Origin of the sequence: Shewanella sp. ANA-3 (assembly GCF_000203935.1) — a bacterium.
Classification (GTDB): domain Bacteria; phylum Pseudomonadota; class Gammaproteobacteria; order Enterobacterales; family Shewanellaceae; genus Shewanella.
Genome location: NC_008577.1, coordinates 4,021,456 through 4,034,298 on the forward strand (window position 1 = coordinate 4,021,456; position 12,843 = coordinate 4,034,298).

The window sequence follows — 12,843 nt, forward strand, 5'->3', positions numbered from 1 at the left end:
CCATTGGTATAAATTCTTATCTTCAGCTTTGTTTAGCTGCAATCATCGCCAAACTGGTATCTAGCATACGATTTGCAAAGCCCCACTCGTTATCGCACCACAGCAACAGTTTAACCAACTGCCCTGCGCTCACCCGAGTTTGGGTGCCATCGATAATACTTGAGCGCGGATCATGGTTAAAATCACAGGATACGAGCGGCTCATCAGTATAGCCTAAGATACCGTTAAATCGTCCATTGGCGGCCAATTCTAACACTTGATTGACGGTCGCAATATCCACTGTTTTATCTAATGTTACCGAAAGATCGATAGCGGTAACGTTGATCGTGGGAACGCGCACCGAAATCGCCTCAAACTTGTCTTTCATGTGCGGCAAAATCCGCTCGATACCGCGGGCAAGTTTAGTGTCGACGGGGATGATGGACTGACCCGCAGCTCGGGTGCGGCGTAAGTCATCATGATAGGCATCAATCACTTGCTGATCGTTCATCGCCGAATGGATAGTGGTAATCGCGCCACTTTTCACGCCAAAGTGTTTATCCAGCACGTCGATGACGGGCACGATACAGTTGGTTGTACAAGAGGCGTTGGAGACCACAGTATGCTCGGCGCGCAGTAAGTCTTGGTTCACACCGTAAACGATAGTGCCGTCAACATCGGCAGAAGAAGGGTGACTGATTAAGACCTGTTTGGCGCCTGCGAGGATATGGGCCTCGCAGCTGTTGCGATCTAAGATGGCGCCAGTCGCTTCATAGACGATGTCGATGTCCATCTCACGCCAAGGCAACTTAGCAGGATCCGGTTCATGGAGAATTTTGATGACGTCATCGCCGATCAGCATCTGATCATCGACTAATTTGACTCTGGGCTGAAACCGACCGTGGGTAGTATCGTACTGGGTCAGATGAATGATGGCTTCTGGCTTAGCCAACTCGTTGATTGCGACAATTTGTATTTGCTGACGTTTTCCGGACTCATATAAAGCGCGAAGGATTGAGCGGCCAATACGACCATAACCATTGATTGCGACTCGGATCATTGAGGTCTTTATTTCCTCTTAACAATACTGCATATACAAAAACGGCCTGCAAACGATTGCAGGCCGCATTATACAGATTAACCTTTCAAAAGTTTAACCTTTTGTCGGTAATCTCATCACCTAAGCGATTAGCCTAGTGATTTTGCAGCATTCAGCACATTTTCAACGGTGAAACCGAAGTGCTTCAGCAGCACGTTACCTGGCGCAGACTCACCAAAAGTGGTCATGCCAACAACAGTGCCTTCGAAACCAACATACTTGTACCAGAAGTCAGTATGGGCCGCTTCGATAGCAATACGCTTAGTCACAGCTTTTGGCAGTACAGACTCTTTGTATGCGGCATCTTGCTTATCAAACTCAGTGTTTGATGGCATAGAAACAACGCGAATTTGTTTGCCTTGTTCAGTCAGCGCAGCCGCCGCTTCTACCGCTAATTGCACTTCACTACCGGTTGCAATCAGGATGTACTCAGGCGTACCTGCACAGTCTTGCAGTACATAAGCGCCTTTTGCCACATTCGCTAATTGCTCAGCTGTACGTGCTTGAGCCTTCAGGTTTTGACGGCTGAATACTAGCGATGTTGGTGCATGACGACGTTCGATAGCCGCTTTCCAAGCCACTGCGGTTTCAGCCGCGTCACATGGGCGCCATACCGCCATGTTTGGTGTCATGCGCAGGTTAGCTAATTGCTCAACGGGTTGGTGAGTTGGACCATCTTCACCTTGACCGATAGAGTCATGGGTGTAAACGAAGATGTTTTGAATGCCCATCAGCGCAGACATACGTACTGCGTTACGTGCGTATTCCATGAACATCATGAAAGTCGCGCCGTAGTTGATGAAACCACCGTGGAGTGACACACCGTTCATGATGCCGCTCATACCAAACTCACGCACACCGTAGTACACGTAGTTACCCGCTGGATCTTCTTGAATACCTCTAGAACCTGCCCACAAGGTCAGGTTAGAACCCGCTAAGTCAGCACTGCCGCCTAACAGTTCAGGCAGAACCGCACCGAAGGCTGCAATCGCGTTTTGTGACGCTTTACGGCTCGCAATACCTTCGCCTTTCGCTTGGCATTCTTGGATAAAAGCTTGCGCTTTAGCTTCGAAATCGGCTGGTAATTCACCTTTCAGCACACGGCGCTCGTATTCGGCAGCCAGTTCTGGGTAAGCAGCAGCGTAAGCGGCAAACTTGTCGTTCCAAGCCGCTTCACGGGCGTTACCGGCTTCTTTAGCATCCCAACCTGCGTATACGTCGGCAGGGATTTCGAATGGCGCATGTGGCCAGCCTAAGAATTCACGGGCCGCGGCGATTTCTGCATCACCTAATGGCGCGCCGTGGCAATCGTGGCTGCCAGATTTGTTTGGTGAACCAAAACCGATAATGGTTTTGCAGCAGATCATGGTTGGCTTGTCGGTCACGGCTTTTGCCGCTTCGATAGCCGCGCGAATCGCATCGCTATCGTGACCATCAACGTTAGCAATTACATGCCAGCCGTATGATTCGAAACGTTTTGGCGTGTCATCGGTAAACCAGCCTTCAACATGACCGTCGATAGAGATGCCATTGTCATCCCAAAATGCGATCAGTTTGCCTAGGCCTAAGGTACCAGCCAGAGAACAAGCTTCGTGGGAAATACCTTCCATCAAGCAGCCATCGCCGAGGAAGCAGTATGTGTAGTGGTCAACAATCTCGTGACCTTCACGGTTGAACTGTGCCGCTAAGGTTTTTTCTGCAATCGCCATACCCACAGCGTTGCTGATCCCCGCCCCTAATGGGCCAGTGGTGGTTTCAACACCAGGGGTGTAGCCGTATTCTGGGTGACCCGGAGTTTTTGAATGTAACTGACGGAATTGCTTCAGTTCATCGATAGGCAGGTCGTAGCCAGTCAGGTGTAATAAAGAGTAGATCAGCATAGATCCGTGACCGTTAGAGAGGATAAAACGATCTCTATCTACCCATTTCGGATTGTTCGGATTGTGCTTAAGGAAATCATTCCACAGCACTTCAGCAATATCTGCCATGCCCATAGGGGCGCCAGGGTGGCCTGAGTTTGCTTTTTGAACTGCATCCATACTTAACGCACGGATTGCGTTGGCGAGTACTTTACGGGAAGACATGCTCTCTCCTGCTTAATTTGTGGGGTCTAGCGGGCAATTTGGACGCATATTTTCCCCTACATAGCGAAGCGACGCAAACGAAAATTGCATTCCACTGTCCAGTCTGGTGGATTACACCTTTGAAGGTTTAGGCGAATTCATCTTAAAACACATTGAACATATTTGTAATACAATAATTCAAATATGTTATATCCTTTATTACATTGCACCCCATAACGATAAGGCTACAACCTTGGTTTGAGCTTAGCTCAGCGATAACTTACCCAGCTCATCTGGAACAAAAACCACATACCGCTATCAATTCATTGAGTTAGAGCAGAAACTCCAGCGCCGCAAACTCAGCCCGATTTGGGGCTTACCTCACTTTACACACAAATATTTAGTTTAGGGGGTGTCAACCAAGGGAAATTCCACTAAAATAGCCGTCTAGATGTAGATGCTTCTACACGTTTGATTGCTAACGACGAGATTTTCCTACTATGGCAAAGCACTTGTTTACTTCTGAGTCGGTCTCAGAAGGTCATCCCGATAAGATTGCAGATCAGATTTCTGATGCTGTGCTAGATGCGATTCTGGCTCAAGATCCTAAAGCACGTGTTGCGTGCGAAACATATGTCAAAACTGGCATGGTATTAGTAGGTGGCGAAGTGACCACCTCTGCCTGGGTTGATATTGAAGAGCTGACCCGTAAAACGGTTCGTGAAATTGGTTATGTCCATTCAGATATGGGCTTCGATGCCGATTCTTGCGCAGTATTAAATGCGATTGGTAAACAGTCTCCAGACATCAACCAAGGTGTCGACCGTGCCGATCCAAAAGAACAAGGTGCCGGCGACCAAGGTTTAATGTTTGGTTATGCCAGCAACGAAACTGACATTCTGATGCCAGCGCCTATCACCTATGCCCACGCATTAGTGAAGCGTCAATCAGAAGTGCGTAAAGATGGCACTCTGCCATGGTTACGCCCAGATGCGAAAAGCCAAGTCACCTTCGCTTACGAAGACAACAAAATTGTTGGTATCGATGCGATCGTACTGTCTACCCAACATAGCCCTGACATCGCCCAAGCGGATCTGATCGAAGGCGTGATGGAAACCATCATCAAGCCAGTTCTGCCAGCACAATGGCTGAACAAGGACACTAAATACTTCATCAACCCAACTGGCCGTTTCGTTATCGGTGGTCCAATGGGTGACTGTGGTTTAACCGGTCGTAAGATCATCGTAGACACCTACGGTGGTATGGCGCGTCACGGTGGTGGTGCTTTCTCTGGTAAAGACCCATCAAAAGTTGACCGTAGTGCGGCTTACGCTGCCCGTTACGTAGCGAAAAACATCGTTGCAGCAGGCTTAGCGGACCGTTGTGAGATCCAAGTGTCTTACGCTATCGGTGTGGCTGAACCTACGTCTATCAGCGTTGAGACCTTCGGTACTGGTAAAGTATCAGAAGAAGTCTTAATCAAGTTAGTCCGTCAACACTTCGACCTGCGCCCATACGGCCTGACCGAAATGTTGAACCTGGCTCGCCCAATCTATCAAGCAACCGCCGCTTATGGTCACTTTGGCCGTAACGAGTTCCCATGGGAAGCGACGGATAAAGCTGACGCACTGCGCGCCGATGCAGGTCTGTAATCTGCATTAAGCTCACGCTTTCGCTTGTAAAAAACCGCCTAAGGGCGGTTTCTTTTATGCTTAAGATGTATTGCCTAACCCCATCATAATCAGCAAGATGGCTTTCACTATAGGCAAGCGACTGAGACTCAATGAAGCCGTTAATCGCACAACTCCAATCCTGTTCTTGGGCGACCAAGGTGGGCCATAACGAGCCCATGGCCAAAACCTTAGGCAGCCTTGAAGACATAGCCACTTGCCTTGAAAGGGATCCAGACCGTTTTTTCGAACCGCCCTACGCCGAACCCTATGAAAGCTTATGCGTTAGCGACCATCAGCAAGCCGACAGATTAAAGCCCCAAGTCTCAAGCGAAATCGTCGCTCAAATCGCTAAAGCCGCCTATCTGGAAACCTGGAAAATAGTGCCCGTTGCTGAGATTTGCGCAGTGGTGTCAGATGATGCCGATACCTTAGCCACTTTACTGTTAGCCGATGCAACGCTCTCAGAATTTACCCAAGAACGTTTAGCTTGGTACTTACAAGGACGGCTTCCTTTTGGCTATCAAGGGAATTATCCGACGGGAGAATGGTTAATCCTTTGATTCGGATTAACAGTGATCAAAATGAGCGTTTTGCATACACAGCAGGTTTATCTGCGCGGCGGATAACAGTGCACAGTCTTGCACGCCGATAATCCTTGCACCTTGAACGGCCTCAGGTGTTAAACGTTCTATAGCCGCGCTGTAGGCATTGGTTCTGCCGCAATCGAGCCAACAATCCTCAATCTGCAGCCAATAATGGGGGCGACTATCGTCGCAATCGACTTCAAATCCACGGGCTTCGCATTGCTGCAACGCACTCTCGGATAGCAAGACTCGCAAATTATCCCAAGCCGACAAATTGGCATTGGCGTATGTCGTCAGCAGATTACTGGCCAAGGTATCACTCACTATTTCTCTCCAACCAAAAGGCTTTAGCCTCGGGTCCTGGCATCGCCTTGGCGTATAACCAGCCCTGCACATAACTCACCCCCGCCGCGTTAACAAACTCGGCTTCTTCAGGGGTCTCAACTCCTTCGGCAATCAAACTAAAGCCTAAACTATTACAAAGCTTACAGATCTGCAGATACAAGGTACGCCCTTTGGGCTCACAGGTATTAGCCAGAATACTGCGGTCGAGCTTAATGCCATCCACATTGATCCGACTCAGTAAACTTAAGCTAGAAAACCCAGTCCCGAAGTCATCTAAAAAGAAGCTAAACCCATGTTGTTTAAGCTGCTTCATGCTGTTATCGATACGATTTAAATCCAACATAAAGGCCGATTCTAACATCTCAATCTCGACTCGGTTGGCGACGCTGCCTAACCTTTCATTCATGGTCGCCAACAATTGGGGATCGGTAATATTGTTTGGGTCGATATTGATGCTCACTTTTGGGTAAAAACCTTCTAATTCCCAGCGAGCGAGATCCTCTGCAACCGTATTAATCACAAAGCGGTCGATGATATGGGAATAGCCCGCACGCTGAAAGGCATCAATAAAATACGGCCCTTTTAACTTACCATGTTCATCCTTCAGGCGAATAAGCGCTTCATATCCAACAACATGATTAGTACTTAAGGCAATTTTAGGTTGATAGTGTAGTTGTAACTCCCCCGCCAAGACTTCTTTGATGGTCTTCTCGAGGTTCAATTCAGCCTTAAGTGATTCGGACTGCTGCTGTGAATAATGCTGCTCCGTCATGCGGTCGATATCCGCTTGAAACTGCACACGTTTGATTAATTCACTATCAAACTCATAGTGCTCTGACATCAAGGAGAAACGTCGAACAAAGGGCAGATAAATCAATACCCCAAGCCCTATCAATAACACCTGGAAAAACACCGCACTCATGTGACCACTGGCAATATAAGCATTGAGCAGTGGCGGCGTGATCCAAGGAAAGCTGTGCCCCTCAAAGCTTAAGAGCCCAACATGGATAGCACTGTAGGCCAAGATAAAATTAACCAGTGGGGATAGGATAAACGGCACTAATAAACGCGGATTAAAGATAATCGGTAGGCCGTAAATCAGAATTTCGTTGATGTTAAAAATCGCAAAGGGTGTGGCAATTTTAGCAATATGCCGAGTAGCACTGTCTTTAGCGCCAATAAAAATGGCAATGATCAGCGATAACGTGGCACCGCTACCGCCGTAGAGAATAAACAAGTCCATAAACTGGCTCGCCGTTAAATGCGGTACCAGTTGCATTAAACCATTATCGACACCAATTAGCAGTAGATAGGCGTTATCGCCATGCACTCCAAAACACCAGAGCACATGGGTAAGCAGGATCCGCATAAACAGTTGCACGCCCAGGCTCGCTTGTTGCAACCCTTCGATAAATGGCGCAAATAACCATTCTAAAAAGATAGAAGCTTCGGCAACGACGGCAAACAGACCAATAAAACCAATCACTATCGGGAAAAATAAATTTAAATGTTGCTTTAAGTAACGACTAAGCGCCTTCGCTTTAATCAGTTGCAGCCCCTTCCATGCACTCAAAAAACGTAATAAATAGGCAGAGATAATTGGCAAAACCGCAATTCGCGGATCCGCCAAAATGGCGCGTACATAATCGAGATTAAATACATTCCCCGTATCTTGGGCATTAATGGCGAGTAAAATACTGAGCGACAAAGAACACACCACAATCGCCGACAGCTGCAGATATTTAGCAAAGTGAAAAGACAAAGAAATCAGTGCAAGTAATGGAAAAATCTTTGAAAGTTGCACCGAAAAAAACTAATTCCCTGATGAAATGCAGAGCCTTGCCAAGTCGGCATGCCAATGTCGAGTAAGGCAATAATCAGCGAGAGAAACGAATTAATCAAAATAAAAGGCAGTAACGCGATAAAGGATTCACGTATCGAAATGAGAAAACTTCTATCAAGAAATTGGCGTAGCTCAAACTTCATAGCAGCATTTATATTGATTAGTATTCTCTAACCATAGTCGATACAGAGTATTCCTCATAACGATATGCACTAAATACTGAGTTTCCAAGCAAGAACAAGTGTCAGTCTGGATGTTCACTAAGCCTGAGTGCGCGCCACCATTAAATAGTAATCTCTTGCCGAAACGGTAAAGAAATCGACCACTTGCATTGTGGCTTTTTGGGTATGAGCGGCAAAGGAACGCTCGTTTTCCTCGGCAATAAAGGTCACCGCATAGGCAAAATGAGGGGCAAGTTGCTGATAAATCCCCTTCACCAATGCTTCAAAAACCCCCTGACCTCGATAGTGTTTATCTATCCAAATGGGGCCATACTGACAAGTATTCAGCTTCGTTAACTTAGGGCCGTCCCACTCGGCCTTAGCTAAGCGATTGAGGAGCGTGCGATAAACTGGCCAAGTTTCGAAAAAGGCCCAACGCCCGGCAATCACATAACCAATAATCCGCTCTTTATCCTCGGCCACCACCACCCAATGTCGAGTGACTAATTCGGTCAGCTCACTACGGCCAAAGGCTTGCCCCTCCAAGCCCATCGCCGAAGACGCCAGTTCATCATTGAGGAAGGTTTTTTCCAATAAAACTAAAGAATCAATATCTTGTGTCGTAGCTGGGCGTATATTTACTGTCATTCTCTAAACTCAATTTGGCGAGCAATATGGCTGGCGGCGCGCCAGTATACAGGAGTCATAAATCATCCCAATAATAGATGCATAAAAACTGATGTTTTTTTAGCCCATTGATTTGCAAATTATCCTGTTGTTTCCCAAACTTAAGGCATATTTTTTGCCCTTTAGGCGCCACCATGTTGCCCGAAACCATCAACCCCAATGTCAGCCTGCTCGACAGTGACCACCAGCAAGTGAATCTTGGTCGCTGGATGCATCAATGCGAGTTGATTAAAAGCTATTACAGCGCCACCAGTGTGTTTGTGCTGCAAATAACTCAATCTGGTTTTGAAGTGATAGTCAGCTCAGTGAGCGAAACGCCACTCTTTACCTCAGGCACTTTGTTTGCGAGCGACTTTCCCCTGTTTGAACAACTTAAACATAGTCCAGCGGAAGGAGACTATCTTAATCTCGGCCGTTTTATGCTCGATGAATTGCCACGGGATTTCGATGGTATTCAACATATTCTCTCCCGCCCTATAGCTTGGCCCGACGGCAGCCAATTTGGTTCACTGTGCGTGTTAAATCCCCATATGGTCGAGCCCGCGAGCAACAGCGCCATGCTCGAGCCCTTCCAAATTTTGCTTCAGCAGGAATTATCCCTGTTATGCCAAAACCATCGAATTGAATCCCTATCGATGCGCGATCAAGAGACCGGCATGCTCAACCATTACGGTTTTATGATGATGGCGCCTAGGCAGCTCAATCTCGGACGCCGTTTTGGCGCCCACGCAGGAATCGTCTTCTTCGAGTTAACAGAAGCAAATTCGTCGGAAAATACTTTAGAAGAGAAACACCATAGACTGCTGGGCAATTTGGTCCAAGATACTATTCGCACCGCCGATGTGGCCGCCCATTACAGTGAGACTCAATTTGTGGTGTTAGCTTTCGTCGATAGCGAACGCGATATATTGCACATAATGAAGCGGGTCGAAAAACAATTAGAACAACAAAACCCCCATCTAAAACTCGATGCCAGTTACAGCTTCTTTACCCCTGAATCGACGGCCAAGTTAGCGCCCATGATGGAAGATGCGCGCTGCAAACTGAAATCCATGCAGCCAGAGCCTGAACCAAACCAAGCAAATCAAGCGCCCAAGTTCGATGCCGAGCAGTATGATAATCCCGCCGCCGACTCGTCCGAGCTCTAGCTTTTACGCGGGATTAATCTTTAGGAAGCTCATCCTGACGCTTCGCCCATTGGATAAACAGCACCACGGGATAGGGTGACATCAATACGAGTCCTAAACCAATGAGGCTTGAGATCAGTAACATACCGCTGATTTCTAGACTCCATTGGGTCAACATATAGACCCCAAGTCCACAAACTAACATCAAAACACCTAACCAATGTAAAAACTTCAATAAATTCATAGTGCTTTTAATGGTATCTGTCATATAAACCTCTTTTTATCTCCCGCTAAACTTGTACACTATGGCCATGAATACGGAAAAAGGAACTGAGACAATGTTAAAACAAACATTTCTATTAAGCGCATTACTTTTTGGTTTAACCGCATGTCAGAGCACTGACGTTGCCAATCAGGACACAGTGCCATTACAGGGAAGCTGGCATATTGAAGCCGTTCAAGGGCAACCCACAGTGGATTACAGCCCTGCGCAAATTACCTTCGCTGATGAAGGTAAACTCTCCGGCAATAACAGCTGCAACAACTTCTTTGGTCAATACAGCCAGCAGGGACAGGCACTAAAAATCATTCCTGGCGGCAGCACGATGAAGGCCTGCGTCGATGCGCTGATGCAGCAGGAGCATAAAGTGATGCAAGCCCTGCCACTGGTTGCTAAGGCCAAGCTAGTACAAGGGCGTTTAACACTGCTTAGCAGCGACGATAAGCCCGTCCTCGTCTTAAGCCAGCTTAAATAAGCTAGCTTCGATAATAAAAAACCGCCTAGTTGGCGGTTTTTTATTATTAGATGAATTAGCTTTTCGTCGCGGCGCTTTCACTCGCGGCATTTTGTTCGGCAATCATAGCGCTCTGCACCATATCGGCATTGTAATGCTCAACATCGAGCTCATCTTCCGACTTAGCAATCACAGTCGTCGCCACTAAGTCGCCAGAAACGTTTACCACTGTGCGCGCCATATCGAGAATACGGTCAATCCCCGCAATCAAGGCCACGCCTTCTAAGGGCAAGCCCACGGTCGAGAGCACTAAGGTCAACATCACTAAGCCAGCGCCCGGCACACCCGCGGTGCCGATTGAGGCTAAGGTCGCGGTTAAAATAATCGTCAGATAGTCGACCCAAGTTAAATCGATACCAAAGGCCTGCGCCACAAACAGTGCGGTCACGCCTTGGTATAGGGCGGTGCCATCCATATTGATGGTGGTGCCTAAGGGCAGCACAAAGCTAGAGATCTTCTTATTTACCCCGAGATATTCGCTCGCACATTTCATGCTTGCAGGTAAGGTACCCGCCGAACTTGAGGTGGTAAATGCCACCGCCATCGCATTGCTGATCCCCTTGAAGAAATGCAGTGGATTTAGCTTAGCAAATAGGCGCAGCACTATGCTGTAGAAGCCTAACACGTGGATAATACAGCCAATATATACGGCAATAATCACTTTAATCAGCGGCCACAGCATGTCGATGCCATACTCGCCCGCGACCCATGCCATCAGACCAAACACCCCATAAGGCGCAAGCTTCATCACCATGTCGGTGAGTTTGTACATGGCCTCGGCAAGGCTTTCAAATACCTTGATCGCAGGCTTACCATGGTCGCCAATCAAGACCAAGGCAATCCCTAGGGCCACGGCAAACACAATCACTTGCAGAATTTGACCACTCGCCAAGGCGGCAACGGGGTTGGTAGGGACTATGTCAATCAGGGTTTGCATCACCGAAGGCACTTCTTTCGCCGTTTGTACCGCTTCGTGTTGCAGTAAAGGCACGCCTGCACCGGGTTGCACCACATAGCCCACGGCTAAACCTAGGCTGATCGCAATCGCGGTGGTGCACAGATAAAACGCAAAGGATTTAAACCCAATTCGGCCCATTTTGGCGGTGTCTTCCATTGAGGTCACACCAACAATCAATGAACAAAACACTAAAGGCACAATCAGCATCTTGATGGTATTCACAAACAGGGTGCCAATAGGTTTCAGGTATGAAGCCTGCTCACCTAAGCTGACGCCCACCGCAATCCCTAACACCATACCAACGAAAATTTGCAGCCACAGGGGCACTGACATCCAGGAAGACCAGATCCGGCCTAGGGCTGATGACCTTTGTTTTGACATGTTTATAACCTTGAGTTTTAAATGATGATAGGGCTGAGCCTTATCCTTGGCGGGACTAACTTAACTTAGCCAGCCGCCGAGTCTAACATAAGGGATAAAATTCTAAGGATGATCTATATCACGTTGATGCCAACCGCTGCAAAATCCAGCTAAGGCAAAGCCTAGGCCTCAAATTGCACCGAATTGACTGAGGCGGCAAAACGTTGGCGATAAAGGGATGCGGGCGGCTGCTCGCACTCGATAAGGTAGCTCCAATAGTCATCGTCAAAACCGCTGAAGAGTGACTGGTTATCCCCCTGCGATTTGAGGATCAAATACCACCAAACCAGCCCCCATAACCCAAAGGTGATTAAGGTAAGTACAAAGTGCATCCCATGATTAATCTTAAGACCTTTTTGTACTTCATAGACTTGTAAAAATTTGGGCTTAAAGCGACGAGTTGATTTTACGAATGCCATAATCGCACCACTCCCTTAGGGTGAAAACCTTATTCAAGCCTAGCAGATTAGACTTTAGTCGTACAAAAATTAGCCGTGATTAAAGCAGGATTTGAAACGCTGCTCACTCGTTCTTCTAAACGGTTCCGTGCTAAAGTGTGCCGCCGAATAAAAGCCGATGCATAAGCGTCATCCCCATACACAAGAGCGGTAGAGGTACTAACCGCCGAGGAGTTGTTATATGTTGATCCGTAAAGCCAAAGTGCAAGATCTCACCGCCCTAGTTCAATTTAATCAGGCAATGGCGCAGGAAACCGAAGGCCTCGCCTTAGACGAAACGACCCTGATTAAAGGCGTCAATACCCTACTGAATCACCCTGAGAAAGGCTTTTATCTGGTAGCCGAAATCGATGGCGACATTGTCGGTTCGCTGATGGTTACCTTCGAGTGGAGCGACTGGCGCGCCAAAGATTATTACTGGATCCAAAGCGTTTATATTCGCCCACAGAATCGCCGTCAGGGGATTTATGGCAAGCTCTATGCTGAGGTGAAACAACTTGCCGAGGCCAATGGTGGCGCCGCGAGTTTCCGTCTCTATGTGGAGCAGGAAAATACCGCCGCTCAGCAAACCTACCAAGCGCTAGGGATGAAGCAAAGCTACTATCTGATGTACGAAGAAAAGTAATAAAAAAAGGATCGGGCATCACCCGAT

General features: G+C 47.6%; 13 protein-coding genes. 5 read left to right on the top strand and 8 right to left on the bottom strand.

Annotation, left to right across the window (positions count from 1 at the left end; all coding sequences use genetic code 11):
• Positions 1 to 22 precede the first annotated feature (22 nt).
• Positions 23 to 1,039 (bottom strand): erythrose-4-phosphate dehydrogenase, encoded by a 1,017-nt coding sequence (gene epd / locus SHEWANA3_RS17570; protein ID WP_011718154.1) that lies wholly within the window; start codon positions 1,037 to 1,039, stop codon positions 23 to 25.
• Between the two features lie 128 nt (positions 1,040 to 1,167).
• The gene (gene tkt / locus SHEWANA3_RS17575) at positions 1,168 to 3,162 is read right to left on the bottom strand and encodes a transketolase (protein ID WP_011718155.1); all 1,995 of its coding nucleotides are present in this window, start codon (positions 3,160 to 3,162) and stop codon (positions 1,168 to 1,170) included.
• Between the two features lie 479 nt (positions 3,163 to 3,641).
• Between tkt and metK the strand changes: the two genes are divergently transcribed.
• Both metK and SHEWANA3_RS17585 read left to right on the top strand, forming a co-directional pair.
• Positions 3,642 to 4,793, top strand: a complete 1,152-nt coding sequence (gene metK, locus SHEWANA3_RS17580) for a methionine adenosyltransferase (protein WP_011621567.1) — start codon at positions 3,642 to 3,644, stop codon at positions 4,791 to 4,793.
• Between the two features lie 131 nt (positions 4,794 to 4,924).
• A complete protein-coding gene (locus tag SHEWANA3_RS17585) occupies positions 4,925 to 5,374 on the top strand; it encodes a hypothetical protein (RefSeq protein WP_011718156.1) in 450 nt (149 codons plus the stop codon).
• Between the two features lie 6 nt (positions 5,375 to 5,380).
• Here SHEWANA3_RS17585 and SHEWANA3_RS17590 read toward each other — a convergent pair whose 3' ends face one another.
• The 3 genes from SHEWANA3_RS17590 to SHEWANA3_RS17600 all read right to left on the bottom strand — a co-directional run bounded on the left by SHEWANA3_RS17590 (position 5,381) and on the right by SHEWANA3_RS17600 (position 8,395).
• Positions 5,381 to 5,722 (bottom strand): hypothetical protein, encoded by a 342-nt coding sequence (locus SHEWANA3_RS17590; RefSeq protein ID WP_011718157.1) that lies wholly within the window; start codon positions 5,720 to 5,722, stop codon positions 5,381 to 5,383.
• Positions 5,715 to 7,547, bottom strand: coding sequence for an EAL domain-containing protein (locus SHEWANA3_RS17595; protein ID WP_011718158.1), 1,833 nt, complete (start codon positions 7,545 to 7,547; stop codon positions 5,715 to 5,717). The genes SHEWANA3_RS17590 and SHEWANA3_RS17595 overlap by 8 nt, the downstream gene beginning before the upstream one ends.
• Before the next feature lie 299 nt (positions 7,548 to 7,846).
• Positions 7,847 to 8,395, bottom strand: a complete 549-nt coding sequence (locus tag SHEWANA3_RS17600; RefSeq protein ID WP_011718159.1) for a GNAT family N-acetyltransferase — start codon at positions 8,393 to 8,395, stop codon at positions 7,847 to 7,849.
• Positions 8,396 to 8,568: 173 nt separating this feature from the next.
• On the opposite strand from SHEWANA3_RS17600, the gene SHEWANA3_RS17605 reads away from it, so the two are divergent.
• On the top strand, positions 8,569 to 9,582 hold the full coding sequence (locus tag SHEWANA3_RS17605; RefSeq protein WP_011718160.1) for a GGDEF domain-containing protein: 1,014 nt from the start codon (positions 8,569 to 8,571) through the stop codon (positions 9,580 to 9,582).
• A 13-nt stretch (positions 9,583 to 9,595) separates the two neighbouring features.
• On the opposite strand, the gene SHEWANA3_RS17610 is transcribed toward SHEWANA3_RS17605, so the two are convergent.
• Positions 9,596 to 9,829 (bottom strand): hypothetical protein, encoded by a 234-nt coding sequence (locus tag SHEWANA3_RS17610; protein WP_011718161.1) that lies wholly within the window; start codon positions 9,827 to 9,829, stop codon positions 9,596 to 9,598.
• Between the two features lie 70 nt (positions 9,830 to 9,899).
• Here SHEWANA3_RS17610 and SHEWANA3_RS17615 point away from each other — a divergent pair, with 70 nt between their 5' ends.
• Positions 9,900 to 10,316 (top strand): META domain-containing protein, encoded by a 417-nt coding sequence (locus tag SHEWANA3_RS17615; RefSeq protein WP_011718162.1) that lies wholly within the window; start codon positions 9,900 to 9,902, stop codon positions 10,314 to 10,316.
• Positions 10,317 to 10,371: 55 nt separating this feature from the next.
• Here SHEWANA3_RS17615 and SHEWANA3_RS17620 read toward each other — a convergent pair whose 3' ends face one another.
• Together SHEWANA3_RS17620 and SHEWANA3_RS17625 are read right to left on the bottom strand one after the other, a co-directional pair.
• Positions 10,372 to 11,694: a dicarboxylate/amino acid:cation symporter gene (locus SHEWANA3_RS17620; protein ID WP_011718163.1), complete on the bottom strand. Its 1,323-nt coding sequence runs from the start codon at positions 11,692 to 11,694 to the stop codon at positions 10,372 to 10,374.
• Positions 11,695 to 11,855: 161 nt separating this feature from the next.
• Positions 11,856 to 12,152 (bottom strand): DUF4234 domain-containing protein, encoded by a 297-nt coding sequence (locus SHEWANA3_RS17625; protein ID WP_011718164.1) that lies wholly within the window; start codon positions 12,150 to 12,152, stop codon positions 11,856 to 11,858.
• 220 nt (positions 12,153 to 12,372) lie between these two features.
• On the opposite strand from SHEWANA3_RS17625, the gene SHEWANA3_RS17630 reads away from it, so the two are divergent.
• Positions 12,373 to 12,816 carry a GNAT family N-acetyltransferase gene (locus SHEWANA3_RS17630; RefSeq protein WP_011627125.1) on the top strand — a complete coding sequence of 148 codons (444 nt, stop codon included), beginning with the start codon at positions 12,373 to 12,375 and terminating at the stop codon, positions 12,814 to 12,816.
• Positions 12,817 to 12,843: the final 27 nt, after the last annotated feature.